The 25,388-nt window shown below is 60.0% G+C and carries 18 protein-coding genes; 7 read left to right on the top strand and 11 right to left on the bottom strand.

What is annotated here, in order from left to right:
• The first annotated feature begins 654 nt into the window (after positions 1–654).
• Positions 655–3,546, top strand: a complete 2,892-nt coding sequence (locus ABIA48_RS21665) for a ribonucleoside-diphosphate reductase subunit alpha (protein WP_429491214.1) — start codon at positions 655–657, stop codon at positions 3,544–3,546.
• Positions 3,547–3,817: 271 nt separating this feature from the next.
• Here the strand turns inward: ABIA48_RS21665 and flgE are convergent, their stop codons facing one another.
• From flgE to ABIA48_RS21635, 6 genes are all read right to left on the bottom strand, one after another.
• On the bottom strand, positions 3,818–5,137 hold the full coding sequence (flgE, locus tag ABIA48_RS21660; RefSeq protein WP_429491212.1) for a flagellar hook protein FlgE: 1,320 nt from the start codon (positions 5,135–5,137) through the stop codon (positions 3,818–3,820).
• 31 nt (positions 5,138–5,168) lie between these two features.
• Positions 5,169–5,891 (bottom strand): flagellar hook assembly protein FlgD, encoded by a 723-nt coding sequence (gene flgD / locus ABIA48_RS21655; RefSeq protein WP_429491210.1) that lies wholly within the window; start codon positions 5,889–5,891, stop codon positions 5,169–5,171.
• Positions 5,892–5,906: 15 nt separating this feature from the next.
• Complete coding sequence (gene flgC, locus ABIA48_RS21650; protein WP_007980123.1) at positions 5,907–6,350, bottom strand: flagellar basal body rod protein FlgC; 444 nt, start codon at positions 6,348–6,350, stop codon at positions 5,907–5,909.
• Positions 6,351–6,353: 3 nt separating this feature from the next.
• The gene (gene flgB, locus ABIA48_RS21645) at positions 6,354–6,761 is read right to left on the bottom strand and encodes a flagellar basal body rod protein FlgB (RefSeq protein WP_007988729.1); all 408 of its coding nucleotides are present in this window, start codon (positions 6,759–6,761) and stop codon (positions 6,354–6,356) included.
• Positions 6,762–7,129: 368 nt separating this feature from the next.
• Positions 7,130–7,957 (bottom strand): protein-glutamate O-methyltransferase CheR, encoded by an 828-nt coding sequence (gene cheR / locus ABIA48_RS21640; protein ID WP_429491208.1) that lies wholly within the window; start codon positions 7,955–7,957, stop codon positions 7,130–7,132.
• A 45-nt stretch (positions 7,958–8,002) separates the two neighbouring features.
• Complete coding sequence (locus tag ABIA48_RS21635; RefSeq protein WP_015096472.1) at positions 8,003–8,935, bottom strand: chemotaxis protein CheV; 933 nt, start codon at positions 8,933–8,935, stop codon at positions 8,003–8,005.
• 83 nt (positions 8,936–9,018) lie between these two features.
• On the opposite strand from ABIA48_RS21635, the gene flgA reads away from it, so the two are divergent.
• The 4 genes from flgA to ABIA48_RS21615 all read left to right on the top strand — a co-directional run bounded on the left by flgA (position 9,019) and on the right by ABIA48_RS21615 (position 11,627).
• Positions 9,019–9,777, top strand: coding sequence for a flagellar basal body P-ring formation chaperone FlgA (flgA, locus tag ABIA48_RS21630; protein WP_204934006.1), 759 nt, complete (start codon positions 9,019–9,021; stop codon positions 9,775–9,777).
• Positions 9,778–9,944: 167 nt separating this feature from the next.
• Positions 9,945–10,271, top strand: coding sequence for a flagellar biosynthesis anti-sigma factor FlgM (gene flgM / locus ABIA48_RS21625; RefSeq protein WP_204934005.1), 327 nt, complete (start codon positions 9,945–9,947; stop codon positions 10,269–10,271).
• Positions 10,272–10,319: 48 nt separating this feature from the next.
• Positions 10,320–10,787, top strand: a complete 468-nt coding sequence (locus tag ABIA48_RS21620) for a flagella synthesis protein FlgN (RefSeq protein ID WP_007991991.1) — start codon at positions 10,320–10,322, stop codon at positions 10,785–10,787.
• Positions 10,788–10,880: 93 nt separating this feature from the next.
• On the top strand, positions 10,881–11,627 hold the full coding sequence (locus ABIA48_RS21615; protein ID WP_429491204.1) for a flagellar brake protein: 747 nt from the start codon (positions 10,881–10,883) through the stop codon (positions 11,625–11,627).
• Between the two features lie 64 nt (positions 11,628–11,691).
• On the opposite strand, the gene ABIA48_RS21610 is transcribed toward ABIA48_RS21615, so the two are convergent.
• The 4 genes from ABIA48_RS21610 to ABIA48_RS21595 all read right to left on the bottom strand — a co-directional run bounded on the left by ABIA48_RS21610 (position 11,692) and on the right by ABIA48_RS21595 (position 16,884).
• A complete protein-coding gene (locus ABIA48_RS21610; RefSeq protein ID WP_429491202.1) occupies positions 11,692–13,074 on the bottom strand; it encodes an MFS transporter in 1,383 nt (460 codons plus the stop codon).
• A 70-nt stretch (positions 13,075–13,144) separates the two neighbouring features.
• Positions 13,145–14,389 carry a glutamine synthetase family protein gene (locus tag ABIA48_RS21605; RefSeq protein ID WP_429492911.1) on the bottom strand — a complete coding sequence of 415 codons (1,245 nt, stop codon included), beginning with the start codon at positions 14,387–14,389 and terminating at the stop codon, positions 13,145–13,147.
• A 201-nt stretch (positions 14,390–14,590) separates the two neighbouring features.
• The gene (locus ABIA48_RS21600) at positions 14,591–15,283 is read right to left on the bottom strand and encodes a sensor histidine kinase (protein ID WP_429491200.1); all 693 of its coding nucleotides are present in this window, start codon (positions 15,281–15,283) and stop codon (positions 14,591–14,593) included.
• Complete coding sequence (locus tag ABIA48_RS21595; protein WP_218482581.1) at positions 15,280–16,884, bottom strand: tetratricopeptide repeat-containing response regulator; 1,605 nt, start codon at positions 16,882–16,884, stop codon at positions 15,280–15,282. Before ABIA48_RS21595 ends, ABIA48_RS21600 begins: the two co-directional genes overlap by 4 nt.
• Before the next feature lie 595 nt (positions 16,885–17,479).
• Between ABIA48_RS21595 and ABIA48_RS21590 the strand changes: the two genes are divergently transcribed.
• Together ABIA48_RS21590 and ABIA48_RS21585 are read left to right on the top strand one after the other, a co-directional pair.
• Positions 17,480–17,743: a hypothetical protein gene (locus tag ABIA48_RS21590; RefSeq protein WP_429491197.1), complete on the top strand. Its 264-nt coding sequence runs from the start codon at positions 17,480–17,482 to the stop codon at positions 17,741–17,743.
• Positions 17,743–18,456: a response regulator transcription factor gene (locus ABIA48_RS21585; RefSeq protein WP_429491195.1), complete on the top strand. Its 714-nt coding sequence runs from the start codon at positions 17,743–17,745 to the stop codon at positions 18,454–18,456. The genes ABIA48_RS21590 and ABIA48_RS21585 overlap by 1 nt, the downstream gene beginning before the upstream one ends.
• A gap of 282 nt (positions 18,457–18,738) precedes the next feature.
• On the opposite strand, the gene ABIA48_RS21580 is transcribed toward ABIA48_RS21585, so the two are convergent.
• Complete coding sequence (locus ABIA48_RS21580) at positions 18,739–25,176, bottom strand: DUF5801 repeats-in-toxin domain-containing protein (RefSeq protein WP_429491193.1); 6,438 nt, start codon at positions 25,174–25,176, stop codon at positions 18,739–18,741.
• Between the last annotated feature and the right edge of the window lie 212 nt (positions 25,177–25,388).

Genomic DNA, 25,388 nt, shown 5'->3' with positions numbered 1-25,388 from the left:
GCTGGGCCGATTGTATAAACGCCACCCGTCGAGAACACAAGCGGGTAAATGCGTTCGGACAACACGGTTTTTTGTGATAGGGTTCGCGCCCTTAAAAATCCGCCCGAGCGTTTTCGATCGTAGAAAATCGCTGAAAAAAGGTCCGGTCCAGCTGCGTCGCGGCCTACACGCCGGTTCCCTCTTTCACACACAATTTACGCACAGGTTTATCCACAGGCAGTACGTTGCAATCGCCCCCCAAAACGCATTATCTTGTAGCCCGGCGCTAAAAAAACCCTAGATATAGGGTTTTGCGCAAAAAACCAAACACAAACCAGACACCAATTTCAAGCGCTTTTATTGCCTCTGTCCGGTTGAACCAAACGTATTTTCGAAAGACCAAACCGCGCGTGCGGATGGCTACTGTATTTCGGCCCCGAGTGGTGAAAACGGTACGGGTGTTGCAGTCCCGACTGCCACCTATAAAGGACCCCGGTTTCAGGCCCAAGGCGTGAGACCAAAGACTTCGGCATGGAAGCGGCGCCCGATAAAGCCCCCTTCCTCCTGTCCCGAAGTTGTTATGCCCGGCGCTCGCCGGTTGTAGTGCTTCAGGACGGAACGGTGGGCACCGTGATGGTGCCCAAACAAACATAGAGAATGTGGAGACACCCCCCCATGCAAACCGACACAACTCGCGAGAACCCGCAGGGCACCTTGCCGCAGGCCGCTGATTCGAATTCGGATCTGTCCGCCACCGCGCCTGGCCAACTGCGTGTGATCAAGCGTAACGGCACTGTCGTTCCCTACACCGATGACAAAATCACCGTCGCCATCACCAAAGCGTTTCTCGCAGTTGAAGGCGGCACCGCTGCTGCCTCGTCGCGAATCCACGACACCGTTGCCCGCCTGACCGAACAGGTCACCGCGACCTTCAAGCGTCGCATGCCATCGGGCGGCACCATCCACATCGAAGAAATCCAGGACCAGGTCGAACTGGCCCTGATGCGTGCCGGCGAGCAGAAAGTGGCTCGCGACTACGTGATCTACCGTGATGCCCGCTCCAAGGAACGCGCTGTTCGCACGACCGAAGAGCCCGTACAAGCGCACCCTTCGATCCGCATCACCCGCGCCGACGGCAGCCTGGCGCCGCTGGACATGGGCCGCCTGAACACCATCGTCACCGAAGCGTGCGAAGGCCTGGAAGAAGTCGACGGCGACCTGATCCAGCGCGAAACCCTGAAGAACCTGTACGACGGCGTGGCCCTGACCGACGTCAACACCGCCCTGGTGATGACTGCCCGTACCCTGGTTGAACGCGAGCCGAACTACTCGTTCGTGACCGCCCGCCTGCTGATGGACACCCTGCGTGCCGAAGGCCTGGGCTTCCTCGGCGTCGCCGAAAGCGCCACTCACCACGAGATGGTCGACCTGTACGCCAAGGCGCTGCCGGCCTACATCGCCAAGGGTATCGAATACGAGCTGCTGAACCCTGAGCTGGCCTCCTTCGACCTGGAAAAACTGGGCAAGGCGATCAACCACGAGCGCGACCAGCAATTCACCTACCTGGGCCTGCAAACCCTGTACGACCGTTACTTCATCCACAAGGATGGCGTGCGTTTCGAACTGCCGCAGATCTTCTTCATGCGCGTGGCCATGGGCCTGGCGATCGAAGAGAAAGACCGCGAAGCCCGTGCCATCGAGTTCTACAACCTGTTGTCGTCCTTCGACTACATGGCTTCGACCCCGACCCTGTTCAACGCCGGTACCCTGCGTCCACAGCTGTCGAGCTGCTACCTGACCACCGTGCCGGATGACCTGTCGGGCATCTACCACGCGATCCACGACAACGCCATGTTGTCGAAATTCGCTGGCGGCCTGGGCAACGACTGGACCCCGGTTCGTGCGCTGGGTTCGTACATCAAGGGCACCAACGGCAAATCCCAGGGCGTGGTGCCGTTCCTGAAAGTCGTCAACGACACCGCCGTTGCCGTTAACCAGGGTGGCAAGCGCAAAGGCGCTGTGTGTGCCTACCTGGAAACCTGGCACATGGACATCGAAGAGTTCATCGAGCTGCGCAAGAACACCGGTGATGACCGTCGTCGTACCCACGACATGAACACCGCCAACTGGATCCCTGACCTGTTCATGAAGCGTGTCTTCGATGACGGCAAGTGGACCCTGTTCTCGCCGTCCGAAGTGCCGGACCTGCACGACCTGACCGGCAAGGCCTTCGAAGAGCGCTACGAGTACTACGAAGCCCTGACCGAGTACCCGGGCAAGGTCAAGCTGTTCAAGACCATCCAGGCCAAAGACCTGTGGCGCAAAATGCTGTCCATGCTGTTTGAAACCGGCCACCCATGGCTGACCTTCAAGGACCCGTGCAACCTGCGCAGCCCGCAGCAACACGTCGGCGTGGTCCACAGCTCGAACCTGTGCACCGAGATCACCTTGAACACCAACAAGGACGAGATCGCCGTTTGCAACCTGGGCTCGATCAACCTGCCGAACCACATCGTCGACGGCAAGCTGGACACCGCCAAGCTGCAACGCACCGTGAACACCGCCGTGCGCATGCTCGACAACGTGATCGACATCAACTACTACTCAGTGCCGCAAGCGAAGAACTCCAACTTCAAGCACCGTCCGGTCGGTCTGGGCATCATGGGCTTCCAGGACGCGCTGTACCTGCAGCACATCCCTTACGGTTCCGATGCTGCCGTCGAGTTCGCCGACAAGTCGATGGAAGCGGTCAGCTACTACGCGATCCAGGCTTCCTGCGATCTGGCCGACGAGCGTGGTTCGTACGAGACGTTCCAGGGTTCGCTGTGGTCCAAAGGCATCCTGCCGCTGGATTCGCAACAGATCCTGATCGAGGCCCGCGGCCAGAAGTACATCGATGTCGACCTGAACGAAACCCTGGACTGGGCACCGGTTCGCGCCCGTGTACAGAAAGGCATTCGTAACTCCAACATCATGGCCATCGCACCGACCGCGACCATCGCCAACATCACCGGCGTATCGCAGTCGATCGAACCGACCTACCAGAACCTGTATGTGAAATCGAACCTGTCGGGCGAATTCACCGTGATCAACCCGTACCTGGTTCGCGACCTGAAGGCTCGCGGTCTGTGGGACGCGGTCATGATCAACGACCTGAAGTACTACGACGGTTCGGTGCAGCAGATCGAGCGTATCCCGCAAGAACTCAAGGAGCTCTACGCGACTGCCTTCGAAGTGGACACCAAGTGGATCGTCGACGCGGCCAGCCGTCGTCAGAAGTGGATCGACCAGGCTCAGTCGCTGAACCTGTACATCGCTGGCGCTTCGGGCAAGAAACTGGACGTGACCTACCGCATGGCCTGGTACCGTGGCCTGAAAACCACTTACTACCTCCGTGCCCTGGCTGCGACCAGCACCGAGAAGTCGACCATCAACACCGGCAAGCTGAACGCTGTTTCCAGCGGCGGCAACCACGGTGACGACTCGGTCCTGGCAGCGCCTGCCGGCCCTGCTCCAGTGCCGAAGGCTTGCGCCATCGACGAGCCGGATTGCGAAGCTTGCCAATAAGCTGAGCCGGTAAGCACCGAGAGGTGCTTACTAAAAACCCCCGATCAGCCGCTGGCGGGTCGGGGGTTTTCTTTTGCCTCAAGGAAAGCGGTGACTGAGCTGACGCTTTCGCGGGCAAGCCCGCTCCCACAGGGGACCGAGTCTTTCCAGATAAACACGATCAACTGTGGGAGCGGGCTTGCCCGCGAAGAGGCCATCACCACCAACACAAAACCTCAGGCCACAAAAAAGCCCCTCTAATGAGGGGCTCCTTGCACAGCACTGTCCAGCATCAGGTCATCTGAATGATGGTCTGCATGATGGTGCTCTGTGTGGAGATGGTCTTGGCGTTCGCCTGGTAGTTGCTCTGCGCCTTGATCAGGTCGACCAGTTCGTTGGTCAGGTTGACGTTGGACTCTTCCAGGGAGTTGGAAACGATCGAACCCAGGGTGCCAGTCTCCGGCGCATCGTAGCCTGGAATGCCCGACGCGTAGGTTTCTTTCCAGCTGGTGCCGCCTACCGGCTGCAGGCCTTGCTCATTGGTGAAGCTGGCCAGGGAAATCTGGCCGATGGGCTTGGTCTGGTTGTTGCTGAAGTTGGCCAGCAGCACACCGCTGCCGTCGATGGTCAGGTTGGTGATCTGGCCAGTGGCGTAACCGTTCTGTGCCGGTATCGAACGCGCGGTGTCGGCGTTGAACTGGGTGGTGTTGGCCATGGCGATGGTCAAACCAGCGGGATCGGCTGCGGCGCCGTTGGCTGTCCAGACGCCACCGGTCACGGAGCCCGGAGTCCAGTTGGTGATCTTCAGGTCACTGCTGATCACTGGAGCGCCAGGCGGGGCCGGGGTACTGACCGAAACCAGTTTACCAGTCGAGTCGAACGACATGGTCGAAGCAACCGGAGCGGTAACGGTAGGATCGCTGCCATCCGGGTTGCGACCATCGATCAGGGTGTAGGTGTCCCACGTGTTCGCGCCAGTCTTGACCATGTATTGATCCATGGTGTGCTGGTTACCCTGAGTATCGAAGATCGGGGTACTGAACGACTTGGTAAAGGTCTCGGTCTTGCTCGGGTCGAACTGGTTCGCCGCAACCGTCTGGTCGATCACCGCCGAGGTGGAGTTCAGGTTGATCGTCGACGACACGGTGCTGGTGGACTTCGGCGCCAGGTTGGAGGTGTCGATGCGCAGGTCGGTCAGCACGCCGTTGACGATCTTGCCGTTGGAATCCACTCCGTAACCTTGCAGGCGGGCAGTACCGTCGCTGTTGGTGACGTAGCCTTCCTTGTCGGTCTTGAATGTACCGGCACGGGTGTAGGTCAGCGAACCGTTGTTGCTCAGGACGAAGAAGCCGTTGCCCTGGATACCCATGTCGAGCACGTTGCCGGTGTTGCTCACGTCGCCCTGGCCGAACTGCTGGGAAACGTTGGCCAGGCGCACGCCGTTGCCGACGGTCTTGCTGCCGGTACCCAGGCGAGTCGCCGAGTACACGTCTTCGAATTCTGCACGGGACGATTTGAAACCGGTGGTTGCGACGTTGGCGATGTTGTTGCCGGTCACGTCCAGTTGCTTGTTGGCTGCATAGAGACCGCTAAGGCCGATATTGAAAGACATCATCCACTCCTTTGTGCCGTGTTAGTCGGCTCTACATACCAATGGTTTGTACTTTGGACAGGGCAACGCTGCCCAGCCCGGCCAGGTTGAGCATCAACTCACCGCCGCTCTGGCTGATGGTCACGCTGTTGACGGTCGCTGGCAGGTTAGTGATCAACGCGACGGACTTGCCATCGATCGTGGTCGTGGCGCCGAAGGTGTAGGTGCCCGCGGGTACCGTCTCACCCGCATCGTTCTTGCCGTCCCAGATGAAGCTGGCGTTGCCGGCCTTCTGTGAGCCCAGGTCGATGGTGCGCACGGTCTTGCCGGCTGCGTCGGTGATCTTCAAGGTGGCGGACGCCACCGAAGACGGCACGACCACTGTGCCGCTGAGGCTCTTGGTGGTGTCGACCACGGCCTTGTCGCCCGGCGCGATGACCGAACGGCCCACCAGCGACGACGCCTGCAAGGCCTGGGACGAGTTGTAGTTGCTGGCCAGACCGCTCACGGTATCGTTGAGCGTGGTGATGCCTTCCAGGCTACTGAACTGTGCCAACTGGGCCACGAACGCGCCGTTGTCCTGAGGCTCCAGCGGGTTCTGGTTTTTCAGCTGGGTCACCAGCAACTGCAGGAACGCATCCTTGCCCAGGGCCTTGTTGCCGGTGGCACTGCCGGTTGCCGACGCGAGGCCATCCGTCGTGGTGTTGGTCTTGATCGAGGAATTGGCCAGGATGTCGTTGAGACTCAAACCGCTGGTGGAATCGGTAACACTCATCTGAGTCGCCCCTTATCACTGACCGAGGGTCAGGACTTTCTGCATCATGGTTTTTGCGGTGTTCATCATTTCGGCGTTGGTCTGGAACGAACGGCTCGCGGAAATCATATCGGCCATTTCCTCCACCACGTTGACGTTCGGGTAGTAGACATAGCCCTTGGCATCGGCCGCCGGATGGTTCGGCTCGTAGCGCGCCTCGAGGTTGCTCTGGTCTTCGACCACACCCAGCACCTGCACGCCCTGACCGGCGGCGTCCTGGCTCTGGAACAGCGAGTCGCTGCCGCCGCTCTGGCCGCCCTGGAACATGGTGGCGAACACCGGGTGACGCGCGCGGTAGGTCTGGTCGATGCTCGACGAGACGGTCTCGGCGTTGGCGATGTTCGAAGCGACGGTGTTCAAACGCGTGGTCTGCGCACTCATGCCGCTACCGGCAATGTTGAAAACACTGGATAGAGACATGGCTTACTCTCCGCGCAGGGCTGACACCAGCCCTTTGAATTTGCTGTTGAGCAGGGTGAAGCTGGCCTGGAAGCCGATCGCGTTTTCCGCGTAGTTCGACTGTTCCAGCTGAGCGTCCACGGTGTTCTGGTCGATCGACGGTTGCATCGGCGTGCGATACAGCAACGACTCGTCACCATTACCCAGGCCTTCGGCTTCGATATGACGGCTGTTGGTCATGTTCAAGGCGAAGGTGCCGTTTTTGGTTTTCTCGTTCTGCTCGGCGAGCACCTTCGAGAAGTCCAGGTCCCGAGCCTTGTAGTTCGGGGTGTCGGCGTTGGCGATGTTGTTGGCCAGGACTTCGGCACGCTGGGCGCGGAAGCCCAGGGCTTGTTCGTGGATACCGAGCGCTTTATCGAAGCTGATGCTCATGTCGGGAAACCTTCGGGTGACCTGATTTTTCGTAGGATCGACATAGCAAGCCCCATGCCAATTCAAAAAAGCCCGGAAACCGGGGCCTTACCGGCCATGGCAATGCGGCAATGCCAGAAAAGCGGCAACGGTTTTCCGCCGCCTGCCGCTTTTCTGCCGCTTGATCCACTGTCGAGAACACCGCCTGACAACTGTGGGAGCGGGCTTGCTCGCGAAAGCGGTGTGTCAGAAAAACAAATACTGACTGACAAGACGCTTTCGCGAGCAAGCCCGCTCCCACAGGGGATTTGTGGTGTGCGGAGAGATATTGCGGACAAAAAAACGGGAGCCCCTGAGGACTCCCGCTTTTTTTGCCAACGCCAACAGAATCACTTCGCCTGGTAAATGATCCCCGGGCTGCACTGGACCATCTGGTAATGATCCGGCAAACCGTTCAACGCTTCGGAAGCACCGAGGAACAGGTAGCCGCCCGGCTTCAACGTGCTGTGGATGCGCAACAGAATGTCCTTCTTCACCTCGGCGGAGAAGTAGATCAACACGTTGCGGCAGAACACGATGTCGAACTTGCCGAGGCTCGCGTAGCTGTCCAGCAGGTTGAAGGAGCGGAACTCCACCCGGCTTTTGATCGGCGCCTTGATCGCCCAGCGCCCCGGCCCTTTCGGGTCGAAATAACGCTGCAGGCGCTCGGGCGACAGACCGCGGCCAATGGCCAGGCTGTCGTACTCGCCGGTCTTGCAGTTGTTCAACATGGTGCCGGACAGGTCGGTGGCAACGATCTGCACGCCCATCCTCAACTGGCCCATATTGACCCGCTCGAACTCGTCGATGGACATCGACAGCGAGTACGGTTCCTGGCCCGACGAGCACGCCGCCGACCAGATGCGCAGGCGCTGGCCGGGACTGGCCTTGATCGCTTCGGGCAGTACCTTGTTCTTCAAGACTTCAAACGGGTAGGTGTCACGAAACCACAGGGTTTCGTTGGTGGTCATGGCATCCACCACCTGCTCGCGCAAACCGCTGCGCGGCTGGGTCTGCATGCGCCGAACCAACTCTCCCAAAGACTTGATGCCTTGCTGTTCCATCAGTTTGTTGAGACGGCTGGAGACCAGGTACTGCTTGTTTTCACCGAGCAAAATGCCACAGGCTTTTTCCAGGAATACCCGGAACTGTTCGAAATCCAAATTACCCGTAGACAATGATGCCGCCTCTTAAATCGTGTTGACTGCCAGGGGCGCGGGCCCCTAGCTGATATCTGCTGCTTTGATCCGGTCGACTACCCGGGATGCCAGGTCATCAGGACGGAATTTGGCCAGGAAGTCATCGGCACCGACCTTCTTGACCATCGCCTGATTGAAAACCCCCGACAACGAAGTATGCAGGATGATATGAAGCTTTTGCATGCGCGGGTCGTTGCGGATTTCCGCCGTCAGGGTATACCCGTCCATCTCCGGCATCTCGATGTCGGAGATCATCATCAGGAACTCTTCTTCCGGCTTCTTGCCCTCGTCGACCAGTTTGCGCAGGTAGTCCAGCGCTTGCCGACCGTCGTTCAACGCCACCACTTCGACGCCGACCGTTTGCAGGCAACGCGTGACCTGCTTGCGCGCCACCGATGAGTCGTCGACCGTCAGCACGCGCAACGAAAGGGCCTTGTGCTGGGTTTCGACATCCACCACACCCACGGAAATCGCTTCCGGCGTCGGTGCCACTTCCGCCAGCACTTTCTCGACGTCGATGATTTCGACCAACTGATTGTCGACCCGCGTCACCGCCGTCAGGTAGTGATCGCGTCCGGTGCCCTTGGGTGGCGGATGGATCTCCTCCCAGTTCATGTTGACGATGCGCTCCACCGAGCGAACCAGAAAACCCTGGGTCTTGGTGTTGTACTCCGTGATGATCACGAACGGATTGTTCTTGTCCTTCAACGCACCGGAGCCGGTCGCCATTGCCAGATCAAGGATCGGAATGGTCGCCCCCCGGATGTTCGCCACACCGCACACAACAGGACTGGACTTGGGCATCAGCGTCAGCTGGGGGCATTGCAGCACCTCCCGAACCTTGAAAACGTTGATCCCGTACAGCTGCTGGCCGTCGAGACGGAACAACAACAGCTCAAGGCGATTCTGCCCCACCAGTTGCGTGCGCTGGTTTACCGAATCCATTACACCAGCCATGCCCAGACTCCTACACCAACGCCAAGTGTTGTTGCGACGCGCCTTCATCACTAATCGGCACGGCGCTTGCTTTTTTAATCGTTATGAACACAGAACCGACATTTTTTCGACGCCTGACCACACCCTACCGCAAATTGCTCGGCGTGCTGGCGGCCGTTTGCCTGTTCAACGCTGGCAGCCCTGCCCTTGCTGACGCGGTTACCTTGCCTGACATGCTTATCGGCGTCACTCAGGGCTTTCTTGAATTCACCGTAGAAGACTATCTGGCGACCAGTCAAACCGAAGGTCGCTACGAGATCCAGGTCAACCCGCTCGATCCGCGCATGCACATGCCCATGTGCGACAAGGAATTGACAGCAACGCTTGAGAGTCCAAAGCCGCTGGGACGGGTCACGGTCAAGGTCCGCTGCGAGGGCGCATCCCCCTGGACGGTCTTCGTACCCGCTCAAGTTCGCCTGTTTCGCGATGTCGTGACCACCGCCCGGCCACTGCGCCGCGCAGCCATTGTCGAGCCTGGGGATGTGGTCCTGCGTGAGCGCGATATCAGCCTGATCGGCCAGGGCTACCTGACCACCCTCGATCAGGCGATCGGCCAGCGACTGACCCGACCAATGGTCACCGACCAGGTGATTACCCTGGTGCATATCGAACAGGCCGAGGTCATCCGCAAGGGTGATCAGGTGGTGATTACCGCCCGCAGCGGTACGCTCAGCGTGCGCATGCCGGGCGAAGCCCTGTCAAACGGCAGCCTGAGCGAACAGATCCGGGTGAAAAACCTCAATTCCCAGCGAGTCATCAAGGCGCAGGTCACGGCGCCGGGGCAGGTGGAAGTGTCCATGTAAGGTTCTCTGTTCATCAGAATGTGGCGCTTGCGCTGGCTGTTCCCTAGACTGTGCTCCATGCAGGGCAAGCGCTGGCGCGCGCACGGCTCATCGATAAATGAGCCTAAAGTTTTCCAGGGAATGGCCGAAACCATGGCAAGCGTCCAAATTCCCAGAGGTTTTTTATCATGGTCATCGATTTCAGCCGTTTAAACAGCTCCTCGTCCCTTTCGGGCAGTACACGTACCAGCGCCAGCAAGGAAAGCGCCGAAGCCGGCAAATCCGCGCCGCTGGAGTCCGCGGCCGAACAGGCCGGTACCGTCAAAAGCGGGGAATCGGTACATCTCAGCAATGAGGCTCAACAGTTGCAGAAGGTCACTGACAAGCTGCGCGATCAGCCTGCCGTCGACAACGCCCGCGTGGCCGAGTTGAAAGCAGCGATTGCCGATGGCAGCTATAAGGTCGACAGCAACCGTGTAGCCAGCAAACTGCTCAATTTCGAAGCCCAGCGCTAGGCCACCGCCGGCGCCAGGCTTTTGGACGCTTAAAACCCAAGGCCAGCCATGCACGACACTCATTTACTGCAACTGATCACCGACGACTTTGCTCCGGCACAACACTTGCTGGAGTTGCTGCAGACCGAATCCCTGGCGCTGCATGGTCGCGACATGCCATTGCTCGAGGACATCCTGGCGCAGAAACAGGCATTGGTCGTTTTGCTCGAACAGCATGGCCGCAAGCGCAGTGAAATTCTCGCCAGCCTCAACCTGCCGACCAATCGCGACGGCCTGGAGCAACTGGCCAGCCAGTCGAGCATTGGCGACCAGTTGCTGGCGCAAAGTGACGTACTGACCGATCTCATCGCCCAGTGCCAGGCCATCAACGCCAACAACGGCCAGTCGATCCTCACCCAGCAAGCGGCTACAGCCACCCAGCTGAAAATCCTTACTGGCGGTGAAACCCCGGCGCTTTACGATGCCAGCGGAACCTTCTCCAAGCTTGCTAAGCCACGCCCGCTCAGTCAGGCTTAAACCGTTCGAAGAGCCCGCTCTATCCAAGACGTAAAAGATGCTGGCAAAATGCTGGCTAGTCGTAGTCAAATTTTGTCTGGAGATTGATTAACCGTGTCCAATGCCTTATCCGTGGATGATGCTCCGCAGCCACCCAAGGTGCTCTCCACGCCCTTGGAAATCTCCGGCAACCTGCGCCAGCTGCTCGAAAGCCATGACCCGCTGATCATCACGTTCCACGAGCGCAGCCAGCGCTTCCAGAGCTATCTGGTGGACCTGGACCGTGAAAGCAACATGATGGCCCTGGACGAAATGATCCCCCGCGATGGCGAGCGTTACCTGCTGGCGGGCGAACCGTTCAAGGTCGAAGGTTTCCACGAAGGCGTGCGCATCGCCTGGGAAAGCAACGGCCAATTGACCATCGACGAATCCGGCAGCAGCCGCTGCTATCGCGGCAGCCTGCCCGACGAAGTGGTGTACCACCAGCGTCGTAATGCGTTCCGCGCCGCGCTGAAGCTGGCCCAACTGGTCAACGTCAACCTGGACGGCGAAAAGCTCAAGACTTTGATCAGCGGCAAGCTGCTGGATATTTCCGCTACCGGCTGCAAGCTGCGCTTCGACGGCGACATCACTGGCAGCCTGCAACTGGGTCAGGTTTACGACCGTTTCAGCGCCGAACTGCCCTTTGGCAAGATGACCGCTCCGGTCGAGTTGCGTTATCTGCACTTCGAAGAAAAGATCTCCACCACCTTCGCCGGCGTTCGCTTCCACAACATGAGCGGGTTGGTACAGCGTCAGGTCGAACGCTTCGTCTACCAATTGCAACGCGAAGCGCGTCGCTTCGACAAAGACGACATCTGATAGCGCGTCAATAAAAAAACGGGCAGTCCCTTGCGGTGACTGCCCGTTTTTTTGTGCCCTGGATTTAAGGCCTGGCCTCGCTGTAGTTGGGATCCCGCCCTGTATCAGGATCTTCCGGCGGCTGACCGGATTCAGTTTCGGTGACTGTTTCAGGCTCTGATTCAGGCTCTGGCCCGGCACTTACCGGACCGGTCATCTGATCCTGCACCACCTGCTCATCAACACGCGGATCGAGGCAGGCCACCAGCGGCGAACTCGTCATGTTGTCCGGCATGGCCACGTGATGCAGCGGCGCATCTTCCACCTGGTGCAGGTTGGTCACCGCTTTCGGACGAATTCGCCACACCAGCACCAACGCGAAGAAACTGAAAAACGCATAGAGCATCTGGCTGCCGAACAGCTTCATCAGCACCCCGGCCACCAGCGGCCCAATACTCGCACCCACACCATAGGTCACCAGCAACATCGCCGTCAGAGACACCCGGCGATCACCTTCGACGTGGTCATTGGAGAATGCCACCGCCAACGGATACAGGCAGAACTGCACCAGCGAACAGAGGAAACCGGCGATGAACAACACCTCCAGCGGTACCTGCGGCATGATCGCCAGCGGCAGTGCGGCCAGTGCCAGGCTGAATGCGAAACTGCGGATCAACACCGCCCGGTCGTAGCGGTCGGACAACCAGCCCAACGGCCACTGCACCAGCAGCCCGGCAAAAATGCAGCTACCCATGAACAGGCCGACCTGTTCCGTGGACAACCCTTGCTGCGAGGCATACAGCGGTGCCAGACCATAGAACGACCCCACGATCAGGCCCGCCCCAAGCACCGTACTCAATGACTGCGGCACGCGCTTGATAAAGAACCGTGGCTCCATCGGCGCCGGATGCAACGGTGCCGGGTGGATCCGCCGGGTCAGGGCCACGGGCACCAGACACAGAGCGAAACACAGGGCAACCAACATCAGCAGTTCCAGTCCCAGCGCCGGATGCATGACCAGAATCAGTTGCCCCATCACCAACCCCAGGTAGGAGGCGATCATGTAACCGCTGAACACCAACCCGCGTTGCCTGGCTTCGGCCTGTTCGTTCAGCCAACTCTCGATCACCATGTACTGGCACATCATGCCGAGGCCGACGATCACCCGCAGGAACAGCCAGGCCGGCAGCCAATCGACCAGGCCATGGCCCAGCACCGCCGCGCCGACGATCCCGGCACAGGCCGAATAAGCCCGGATATGCCCGACCCGGGCAATCAAGCGGTGACCGATCTTGCCCCCCAGCACCAGGCCGAAGTAGTTGGCGGCCATCAATGCACCGACCCACAGACTGTCGACATGGTCGGCAGCCAGGCGCAGCCCCAGGTAAGTACTCAACAGGCCCGAGCCGATCAACATCATCAGCGAGGCGAAATACAGCGCTCGAAAGGATTTCCAGATTTGGCGCATCGGCGTTCCGAGCGGCTCCTTGCAGTGAGAATCGGCTACCGCTAAACGATAGCCGGATGTCGACGGATCGTCAGGCCTGGGCCGCTAAAACGCGACGCTCCCAGGGCGTAATTTCATCTTGGAAACTGCTCAACTCCAGGGTCTTCGAAGCAATGTAGCCTTCGATGAATTCCGCGCCGAACAGTTCCTTGGCCAACTGGCTACGTTTCAGACGCTCAAGTGCCGCATGCAAGGTACACGGCAACGAAAGATTATCCGGTACTACGAATTCACCCTGGATCGGCGCGCTCGGTTCCAACGCGTTCTCGATGCCATGCAACCCCGCCGCCAGGCTTGCGGCAAGCGCCAGATACGGATTGGCGTCGGCGCCCGGCAAGCGATTCTCGACCCGGCGGGCCACCGGCAAACTGGCTGGAATGCGCAAGCCGGCCGCCCGGTTGTCATAGGACCAGCAGGCATTATTCGGTGAAGCGTAAGGGTGGCACAAGCGCTGATAGGAATTCACGTTTGGCGCAAACAACGCGGTGAAGTCGGCCATGCAAACCTGCTGGCCGGCAATGAAATGGCGGAAGGTTGCCGTCTCCTGCCCCGCCTCGTCACTGAACACATTACGTCCCGAATCGATCTCGACGACGCTCTGGTGAATATGCATTGAACTGCCCGGCGTATGCGCCAACGGCTTGGCCATGCACACCACGCTCAGACCGTGCTTGAGGGCAACTTCCTTGAGCAAGTGCTTGAACAGGAATGTCTGGTCGGCCAGCAACAGCGGATCACCATGCAGCAGATTGATCTCGAACTGACTGATGCCCATTTCGTGCATGAACGTATCGCGAGGCAACCCCAGGGCCGCCATGCACGCGTAGACCTCATTGAAGAACGGCCGCAGGCCATTATTGGAGCTGACACTGAACGCCGACTGACCGTCTTCGCGGCGACCATCCAGCCCCAGCGGCGGCTGGAACGACTGAGTCGGGTCGGTGTTGGGCGCAAAAACGAAGAATTCAAGCTCGGTCGCCACCACGGGCGCCAGGCCACGGGCCGCGTAACGGGCAATCACGCTTTTGAGCAGACCCCGGGTCGAAAGGCCGCAGCTGTTGGTGGTGCCCAGTTCCTCCGCATCGCAAATAGCGAAGGCCCGCGGTGGATTGCTCCAGGGCAAGCGGTGGATTTGTGCAGGGTCCGGGATCAGCGCCAGGTCGCCATCATCGCTGCCGTAAAACCGCGCTGGCGGGTATCCGCCCATGATGCATTGCAGCAGCACACCCCGCGCCATCTGCAAACGTCGACCGTCGAGAAAGCCCTCGGAGGTCATCACTTTGCCCCGTGGAACGCCATTCAAATCCGGCGTGACACATTCAACTTCATCAATGCCCGTCAATCGCTGCGCGAGTGAACTCAGGCCAACGCTCGTCATGACGCAATCCTTGTTATTGTGCGGGCCGCGAACGGCGACCGTACAAAATAGGCTCCACGTGTTCGGAATTTCAAGCAGCGTCGATAAATATGCTGGCTGTCAGGGCAGGAAAAGACGGAACACTCCACCGCCCAACGGTCCGCCATTACCGATTTCGGTACGTCCACCGACACCGTTGCGTTGATGCAACGCGGCAATGCGTCCGGCAAAGTACAGGCCCAGACCGGTACTGCCGCTGCTTTGGTTGATGCCCTGCACGTAATCGGCCTGACGCTCGAGCATCTGCGCCGGGTACCCCTCGCCATCGTCATTGATGGTCAAGACCAGTTGCCCGGCCTCGTCGCTGACACTGATCAATACCGCATGGCGCGCAAAGCGAATGGCGTTGTTGATGCAGTTGGCCAATACCGAAGCGATCAATTCACGATCGAAGAAACCCAAAGGGCTCAGCGGGTCCACTTCATAGGTGACCATGATGCCGCGGCTGGCGAACACTTCCTGATGGCAAGCCAGTTGCGCTTCGATGAAGTCGTCCAGTTCATGGTAGGCCGGCTGCAACGGCATCTGGTTGACGCCGAGCTTGTACAGCCCCAGCAACTGCACCAGCATGCCATTGAGGTGGGCGAACTCGAAGTCGATCACGCCCTGCTCCGGCGTCTGCTGCGCCGACTCCGGCAATCGCGCCAGCCACTGGCTGTGGGCTTGCATCAGCATCGCCAGCGAGTTCTTCATGTCGTGCACGGTAGAGGCGATCACCGTGGAGAAATCCAGTGCCTGTTCGTTGTCGTTCATTGGCCAAACGCCTTGCTTTTCAGCTTCTGGTAACGCGGATAGCGCGCGTCGGTATCGGGCATCAGGCCGACCATTTTCAGGCAGACCCGGCATTCTTCCAGCTCCGCCGAAGGCACACCGGTGTCGGTGCCATGCAACAACGACTGCGCCATGTTCAGGGCGATACTGATGTTCTTCGGTTGCATTGCCAGGGCTTTGCGAAAGACCTGCCGGGCCTCCACCAGATTGCCGGTCTTGTACACGCGCACGCCCTGACGGTTGAGCTCCGCGGCGGCGTTGCCGGAGTTGAGGATGGTCGGGTCATCGGTCTGCTTGGCGATGTCCTTCATGACCGCCGGATCGTCGCCGTAGATTTCCACGCAGTTTTTCAGCATCGCGGTGCCGGCCTCGGTCTGCCCGAGCATTTTCAGCTGCTTGGCCACCAGCAAGGCCGCTTCGGCGCTCATGAATTGCTCCATGCCGTCCAGACGCAACAACGCTTGCTCGGTGAGCTTGTCGGCTGTCTCGGCATCGTTGAGCAACAGGCTGGTGGCCTTCATCAGGCGCGCCCGAATTTGCAGGCCCGGATCGGAGGGGTTTTCCTTGGCCACGGCGCTCAATGTAGTGTTGATTTCCAGTCGGGTCCGCGTGTCCAGACCCCTTTCGCTGCCCTTGCTGATCAACGCATGGGCCAGGCCGAGATTGCTCTCGGCATCCTTGAACCGTGACTGCGCGCCCTGGCTCACTGCCTGGCGATAGGCCTTGGCCGCCGTGTCGAAGTCCTCGTTGGTCATCGCCAGCTTTCCGAGCAACGCTTGTCGGCGCACCGCCAGCGGCGACAGGCGAATCGCCTCTTCCAGAACGCGCTGTGCACCTTTGGTGTCCCCTTCGGCGACCAGTACATCCGCCATGCCGTCATACAGCGACGGCATCATCGGGAAGACTTTCAGGGCTTTTTCGTAAATGCCTTTGGCCTGCCCGACCTGACCGCGCTTGAACAGCAACTTGCCCAGCCCGGCAAACGCCCATGGCAACGGGCGGTCGGCAATGATGCCGTCGTAGAGGCGCTCCAGCGCTTCGTTCTGATTGAGGTCACGCAGGGCATCGGCGCGATAGCGCAGGCACAGCGGCGAATAGCGTATGTCTTGTTTGCACAGGGCAATGCAGGCGTTGAGTACCTCCATCGGTTTGCCGCGGTCAAGGGCCTGCAGGATCGGCTTGAGCAGGGTCTTGCGCTGCTCCAGGCGCTCCAGGCGCTGGGCCAGGCTGGAACGGTTGAACGGCTTGGTCAGATAGGCATCGGGCTCGTGCTCCAGTGCACTGAGCACCATAGCCTGGCTGGTTTCGGCGGTGACCATGACGAACACCGCTTCATGGCTGATCAGCTTTTCTTCCATCAGGTCTTCGAGCACCTGCTGGCCATTCTTCTTACCGTCGCCCAAGTGAAAGTCCTGCAGGATGAAGTCGTACTGCTTCTGCGAACACATTTTCAGCGCCTGTTCGCCGGTATCGGCAGTGTCCACTTCCTTGACGCCCAGTTCGCGCAGCATCGACCTGACCGAACTGCGGAAGTCCGAGAAATCATCGACGATCAGAAAACGCTTTTGGTGATACGACAGCATCGAAGATTTCCAGGCAATTTAAGAAGAAGAACCCAAAGGCAAATACACGGACGGACTCAGCTTCGCAGCCCCTGTTTTGGCGCGCAGATGATAGCTGGTAGCCCTTAGCCATCAAACACCTTCTCATTGTCAATCAGCACATGCGTCGACAGCGAGAGACGAAGAAGCCCGTAACTGTCCGGGTTATCGGCCAGCCATGGCATTCCCTTGAGAACCTCCCTCAACGCTCACGCTGAATCTGTGAAGGCGTTGCTGAAAACGAGACCGGCCAGTGCTATTCACTGATTTCGTCAAACACTGGCTTGCAGGTGGCTCGATCAGGCAGATTTCGCCAACAAATTGACTAAGTTGAAGTTGGCCCTCCTAACTACACACCATTTGTCGGCTAATTGACGATTTTGATCAGGATCAGACTTTGGCCGTGGGTCATCCGTGGCGAGCCTAATACCTTGATTTTCGAGGGTTCACTCCCTCCTTGAGAACATCGGTCAGGCCTACCCGCACTGGGCTTGTATCGAGGACCGACGGATGGTCAGGCTGGCAGCGCTCCGGGCTGACCTAGACTCCGTTGAGAGGCACGCGGGAGCACATCATCATGCGTATTCTGTTGATCATTATTCGTATTTATTTACTCTCTCGGGCTTTGCCAGCCTTTGGGAAACGTTCGCCCTCCCTGCCTGTGCTGTTGCTGGAAATGACCCCAAGGCCGCTGGTTGCCAATGCCTGGACGAGCACCATCACGACCTCCCGGCGCTCAAATCGGTTCTTCAATCGCGGCGAGCAAGTGAGCACGTTGCTGACCCAGGCAGGCCAGCGGGTGGAGGCCATCGTTGGTTTTTCAAGGGGGTCAGGAAGATGATGACTGACCAGGAAAAACCAATAGGCGTGATGTTGATCGATTGTCGCCCCCTTGTGCTTATGGGCCTTCAAGACTTGATTAATGCCAGAAAGCCCCGGATGGAAGTGACAGGCCAGGCCACCACCTATACCCATGCGCTGGATCTTGCCGATCAGTTGCGGCCCAATGTCATTTTTTTCAGTTTCTTTCCGGATGCGCTGAATCCTCTGGATGTCGTCGCGGGACTCACCCGTAGCGCTGAAATGAAAGTGCTGCTACTCAAAGGCCTGTACGAAACCGTCCCCGCTGCCCAGGCGATAGAGGCCGGCGCTCGCGGCGTCGTGCTGGTGGAAGACCCGACGGAATCGATTATCCAGGCCATCCTCAAGGTTCACCATAGCGACTTCGCAATGGATAGAGCCTGGGCTGGCGGCCTTTCCGGCTATGCCGCGACCGGGCATATCCCCATGAAATGCAATCTGGAGCAGGCGAAACAGGCGCGGTTGACGCTGCGCGAGAGAGAACTGATTCGCGCCATCGTAGGCGAACCGTCCGCCAAATATGTGAGCATCGCCGGGCGCCTGGGGATCAGCGAGCACACCGTGCACAACCACCTCAGCAACATCTATCAAAAGCTTAATCTCATCAACCGCATCGACTTGCTGATGTATGCGCTGAAACACGGGCTCACCAACGAAGCACCATCCGAGTCCGCCTGGGTGGAACTGGATTGAATTTCAAGTCGATACAAGACGGTCTGCCCCTGACTTTCAGGAGGTAGGCCGTCACTGCTTCGCCATCCTTGTCGAAGACCCGGAACAGGGTGCCAGGAATGCTGATGTCGTTCCTGGTATCTCCCGCCGCGTTAACCTGTATCTATCCGCCGCGCTTTTTAAGCCTTGTACTGTTCGACAGTTCACGGCAGATGCAATCATGCGGATCCGTATTAGAACGACAAAAAGAATGCGAGGGTGGTTTCCTGAGCCACCCTCGCATCCGTTCAAGCGCGCAATGCTTCAGGCGCTGCCAAAAAAGATGTCGGTACTCTGAACATGGGCCCCGACCACGGTGATGGTCGTTGCTTGTCCGCCAGACTCGGCAACCGTCACGACGCTGTCTGCACCGGTGTTGTTGATCGATTGGACAACGGCATTCGGGTCGCCGTTGAGCACCAGCTTGTCTTGCACGCCTGAGCCCGCATCGAAGCCGGTGACCTGGTACCGGTTCTCATTGACTGACAGATCGATGTTGAACGCATCCTGCTTAGCGATCGTGCCAGCCAGCGAGAAGTCGAAGGATGCGTTGGCCGGGTCGTTGGCGAACAGGTTGGCGGCAAACGTACTCGTCGCCGAGTCCCCATCCTTGTCCGTCAGCGTCGCGCTGAACGCCAGCTGGACATCGCTGGCCAGACTCTCGCTCTGCTGAATGAACTGGATCACCGGAATCTTGACATCGCCCCGGCCCATCGTCAGCTGGACAGCGTCGATCAGTACCGTGCCCTCCTTCTGAACGAGGAAGGACACCTGCCCGCCAGCCTCCGGTGTCAGGGTGTTCACCTCGACGAGGCTCGAATTCGAGCCATCCGCGTAGTAGATCCTGTAGTACAGGTCCTCGGTCGCCGTGTTGTAACCCGCCACGGAGTTGTCGATGAAGACCTTCATTCCCGTCAGCAGGCTCTCTGGATTGATGACGAAACTTTCATCGGCGGCGCTGATTGCCGCCAGGTTATCCCCCTGGAAAACGTTGTTGGCGACGCCGATACCGGACGTGCTGACGTTCATCGCCGCCGGGTCTATGTACGATGGCAGGGGGTTGGTCTGTAGCGCGGCTTCGGTGGGGTCGGGTGCACCGAGCCCGATGCCGCTCAGGATGTCTGCAGTCGACGCAAGCGCCTTCGCGGAAAAGAACACAATCTCCTCGGATGTCGAAGGAATGGCCGGGTTACTCGTCTGCGGAATTAACAACGTGCGCACCGAATCCGGACCACCGGCATCGAGCGAGCCGTCGGCACTGCTGAGCACGATCGTCGAACTGAAGCCTTGCACCAGATCCAGTGCATAGCGACCATCGGCATAGGCGGTCAGCGTGTAGTCGACGGTGGTATTCGCCGTTGCGGTGTTGTTGTCGAAATCACCGGTCAACGTACCTGCGAAGTGGTACGCGCCATTGATATCCGGTGATAGCGCCAGCTCGTTGAGCGTGCCGGTCCCGGTCGTGGTCGTGTTGTCTGGCCTGATGAGGGTGAACTGGTTATTGACCAACGAAATATCCAGACCGGCCGCACCCAGACCGTCGGCCCCCGTCGCCATATTCCAGAACCCGGATTGCGCAAGGACGCTACCGGTCCCGATCAGGTTGCCGAATGTGAGTGCCGGGCCGTCATCCCTGAACACCAGGTTCTGCCCGATGTTGAGCGTCGCCAGGGCACTGTCGCCGTCCCTGTCGGTCTTGATCGCGGTCAGCGTCACCAGGTTGTCCGAGGTCAAACTCGTCGAGTCATCGGGATTGCTGGCGTTGGCATGCACCACGGCCCGGAGCTGGTCGAGGGTGACGCTGCCATCGGCGGCCACGCCGACCGAGAATACCAGCAGATTGCCCGTGGCCGTGCGCCCTTCGACCACGGTGCCATTGAGCGACAGGTTCACTGCGTCGCCCGTGGCCGTGTCGGTCAGCCCGGAGGCTCCGGCCACTACACCCAGCGCATAGGTCAGCGTGCCGGCCCCATCGGCGCCAAACGCCGAATTGAAGTTGGCGGCGAAACTCTGGGTCGCGTTGGTCGCCAGCACCGTCTCGTCCACCGTCAGTGTCGGTTCCACGCCAGTGGTGCTGATGCTTGGACCGTCGTCCTTGAACACCAGGTTCTGCCCGATGTTCAGCGTCGCCTGGGCGCTGTCGCCCTCCTTGTCGGTAATGGTCGCGGTCAGTGTCACCAGGTTGTCCGAGGTCAATGTCTTCGAGTCATCGGGATTGCTGGCGTTGGCATGCACCACGGCCCGGAGCTGGTCGAGGGTGACGCTGCCATTGGCGGCCACGCTGACCGTGAACACCAGCAGGTTGCCCGTGGCCGTACGGCCTTCGACCACCGCGCCATTGAGCGACAGGTTCACTGCGTCGCCCGAAGCTGTGTCGGTCAGCCCGGAGGCTCCCGCCACCACGCCCAGCGCATAGCTCAGGGTGCCGGCACCATCGGCGCCAAACGCCGAGTTGAAATTGGCGGCGAAACTCTGGGTCGCGTTGGTCGCCAGCACCGTCTCGTCCACTGTCAGCGTAGGCTCTGCGCCGATGGTGGTGATGCTCGGCCCGTCGTCCTTGAACACCAGGTTCTGCCCGATGTTGAGGGTCGCCTGAGCGCTGTCGCCGTCCCCGTCAGTCTTGATCGCCGTCAGCGTCACCAGGTTGTCCGAGTTCAGGCTCGTCGAGTCATCGGGATTGGCAGCGTCGGCATGCACCACGGCCCGGAGCTGGTCGAGGGTGACGCTGCCATCGGCGGCCACGCTGACCGTGAACACCAGCAGGTTGCTGAGGGCCGTACGCCCTTCGACCACGGCGCCATTGAGCGACAGGTTCACCGCCTCGCCCGAGGCCGTGTCCGTCAGCCCGGAAGCCCCGGCCACCACGCCCAGCGCGTAGGTCAGGGTGCCCGCCCCATCGGCGCCAAACGCCGAATTGAAGTTGGCAGCGAAACTCTGGGTCGCGTCAGTCGCCAGCACCGTCTCGTCCACTGTCAGCGTTGGCTCTGCGCCAGTGGTGGTGATGCTCGGCCCGTCGTCCTTGAACACCAGGTTCTGCCCGATGTTGAGGGTCGCCAGGGCGCTGTCGCCGTCCCCGTCGGTCTTGGTCGCGGTCAGTGTCACCAGGTTGTCCGAGGTCAGGCTCGTCGAGTCATCAGGATTGGCAGCGTCGGCATGCACCACGGCCCGGAGCTGGTCGAGGGTGACGCTGCCATCGGCGGCCACGCTGACCGTGAACACCAGCAGGCTACTGAGGGCCGTACGCCCTTCGACCACGGCGCCATTGAGCGACAGGTTCACCGCCTCGCCCGAGGCCGTGTCGGTCAGCCCGGAAGCCCCGGCCACCACGCCCAGCGCGTAGGTCAGGGTGCCCGCCCCATCGGCGCCAAACGCCGAGTTGAAATTGGCGGCGAAACTCTGGGTCGCGTCGGTCGCCAGTACCGTCTCGTCCACCGTCAGCGTTGGCTCTGCGCCCGTGGTGGTGATGCTCGGCCCGTCGTCCTTGAATATCAGGTTCTGCCCGATGTTCAGCGTCGCCAGGGCGCTGTCGCCGTCCCCGTCGGTCTTGGTCGCGGTCAGCGTCACCAGGTTGTCCGAGGTCAAACTCGTCGAGTCATCAGGATTGGCAGCGTCGGCATGCACCACGGCCCGGAGCTGGTCGAGCGTGACGCTGCCATCGGCGGCCACGCCGACCGTGAACACCAGCAGGCTACTGAGGGCCGTACGCCCTTCGACCACGGCACCATTGAGCGACAGGTTCACCGCCTCGCCCGAGGCCGTGTCGGTCAGCCCGGAGGCTCCGGCCCCCACGCCCAGCGCATAGCTCAGCGTGCCCGCACCATCGGCGCCAAACGCCGAATTGAAGTTGGCAGCGAAACTCTGGGTCGCGTCGGTCGCCAGCACCGTCTCGTCCACCGTCAGCGTTGCCTCTGCGCCGGTGGTGGTGATGCTCGGCCCGTCGTCCTTGAACACCAGGTTCTGTCCAATGTTGAGGGTCGCCTGGGCACTGTCGCCGTCCCTGTCGGTCTTGGTCGCGGTCAGTGTCACCAGGTTGTCCGAGGTCAGGCTCGTCGAGTCATCGGGATTGCTGGCGTTGGCATGCACCACGGCCCGGAGCTGGTCGAGCGTGACGCTGCCATCGGCGGCGACGCTGACCGTGAACACCAGCAGGCTGCTGAGGGCCGTACGCCCTTCGACCACGGCACCATTGAGCGACAGGTTCACCGCCTCGCCCGAGGCCGTGTCGGTCAGCCCGGAAGCCCCGGCCACCACGCCCAGCGCATAGCTCAGCGTGCCCGCACCATCGGCGCCAAACGCCGAATTGAAGTTGGCAGCGAAACTCTGGGTCGCGTCAGTCGCCAGTACCGTCTCGTCCACTGTCAGCGTTGGCTCCGTGCCGGTGGTGGTGATGCTCGGCCCGTCGTCCTTGAACACCAGGTTCTGCCCGATGTTCAGCGTCGCCTGGGCACTGTCGCCGTCCCTGTCGGTCTTGGTCGCGGTCAGTGTCACCAGGTTGTCCGAGGTCAGGCTCGTCGAGTCATCGGGATTGCTGGCGTTGGCATGCACCACAGCCCGGAGCTGGTCGAGGGTGACGCTGCCATTGGCGGCCACGCTGACCGTGAACACCAGCAGGCTACTGAGGGCCGTACGCCCTTCGACCACGGTGCCATTGAGCGACAGGTTCACCACCTCGCCCGAGGCCGTGTCGGTCAGCCCGGAAGCCCCGGCCACCACGCCCAGCGCATAGGTCAGGGTGCCGGCCCCATCGGCGCCAAACGCCGAATTGAAGTTGGCGGCAAAGCTCTGGGTCGCGTTGGTCGCCAGCACCGTCTCGTCCACCGTCAGTGTCGGCTCTGCGCCGGTGGTGGTGATGCTCGGCCCGTCGTCGTCGAAGATGATCTTGGAGCCGATTTCGGTTTTCGAAATAGAGGCCTGAACCAGCGTGAAACCACCGATATCAAAATCGGCGTGCTCATTGCCCTTGGCATTGACGGCCGCGCCGTTCTCGACGAGCACGCGGTTGTGGTCCGCCGTCGTGGTGTATTCAATCTGATAGCCGGCTTTAACGCCGATGATGGTTGCAACCCCTGCTGCAAAGCTGATGGTGATGGCCGGATCATTCACCGAGCCGTTTGAGTTCTCGATCACCTGCCCGGTACTGTTGAAGACGCGAACATTGGTGATAGATACCGCCGTATCATTCGCATATCCGTTGATGAAATTCACGCCAGGTTCAGCAGCGGTGCTGAATGCGCTGACCCTTACCACGGCACTCTTGCCGCTTTGCAACTGCACGACGTCGAAACTGGCCGATTTCGCATTGAACACGCCGGTAAAGTCGACGTTGGATTCAATATCGGCTTCGTTCTGGTCCAGGTTGGGAATGGTCACATTCTGCCTGGCACCCGTGACGAACGAAAAGCGGATGCCCTCTTGCTCCACAATCATCTGATTGTTGGTGCCGAAGGTGGTCGGCCCCCCTGCCTGGCTGGTATTGATCGTGTCGCCAGTCGTTATACTGGCGCCGCTTGACTGGTCAGCGGGGTCCTTGCCGGTGGCGATGATGGTGGGATCCGTGATCCGCAACACGCCGCCATCGTTGACAACAGTCGGGTTCGCCTTCGTGAACATCAGGAAGAGGTTCTGACCGGAGGGCGCATTGGCCAGACTGAATTCCATGTCCTGACTGGCTCCGATGAAAACCTTATTCAGCAGATTGAGCGAATCATCGGCGTTCGTCATATCGGGATGTTTGAGCGGTTGGTACTCCACGGTCCAGATCTTGCCGCCCGTGACTGGCGATCCGGTTTCTTCTATATAGGCAGCGAACACGATCGCGCCGCTTGAGCCGCCGGCTCGGCCCAGAACGATGTTGTTGTTCGTATCCGTATAGAGAAGGATGCTGGTGCCATCGAGGGTAAACAGCCCGCTGTCCACGCCATTGAGCGGTACGCCTGTGCTGCCGACGAAGCTGACATCGGTAATGCTCGCTCCGGCGTCAGCGGTGATGGTGAACGCATTGCTGCCCGTGTTACCCACGGCACCGGTATAGCCGCTCAAGGCCGCACCCGTTGCGGTGCCTGCCCCAAGTCCGGTCAAACGGTTAGCGAAGGTCGTGGGCAGGGAAGCCACCAGAATGTCGTTGTCGTCCGCGTCTCCTACAGGGCCTGGAGTGGCGGCGCCATTCTGCAGCCCGGCCGTTTCGTCCAGCGTAACGTCCTCGCCGGTCGCCACGACGCCCAAAACGCTGTCCGTAAACGACGTTGTCGCCACGGCGTCGTCACTGGTGCCGACCACACCATCGGCGCCCGCAGAGGTCGCGGTGAGCAGAAACGTTGCGCCCGCCGAATCGTCGGGATTCACGTACCAGGAAGTGGTGACGCTGCCGTTGACCTGGCCGTCGAGATCGCCAGCACCGCCGTCGGTCACAGACCAGGGCTCGTGACCCGCGCCAGTGTTGGTATCAAGCACATCGTCGGACGTACCCCACACACCATCCGCGCCGGCACCGATGGCGTGGTCCACTTCGAGTGTCACGGTGCTGCCGGCGGCGAAACCGCTGGCCGTGATGATGGCAGTGCTGCCCGGCGCGTAGTCTTCAAGGTTGGTGGTGACGGTCGGAATGTAGGTAAAAGTCCAGTCGTGGCTGACGGGTGAAGGATGGTCACCGGCGTTATTGGCCAGGTCATACGTTGGCGATGAAGTCTTCTTGCGCATAGTCATGACTTTCTCCTGAGCGGGGTCCAGTCATCGGAGGTCGACCTTGGACCATTTTCTGTTCTCTATAGGTCACAACTATGAACAAGCACCGCAGGCGGCACATCGACCGATACTCCCAGGCGGGATGGGAGATTCAGACTACTTGGGTGAGGAGACGGGAAGACGCGAAGGTAGAGCTGATGGTTTTGATAAACCCCAGGTACCTGAATGTGTCG

Source organism: Pseudomonas sp. S30_BP2TU TE3576 (genome assembly GCF_050436025.1).
Classification (GTDB): domain Bacteria; phylum Pseudomonadota; class Gammaproteobacteria; order Pseudomonadales; family Pseudomonadaceae; genus Aquipseudomonas.
This window is presented reverse-complemented; position numbering and strand designations above follow the sequence as displayed.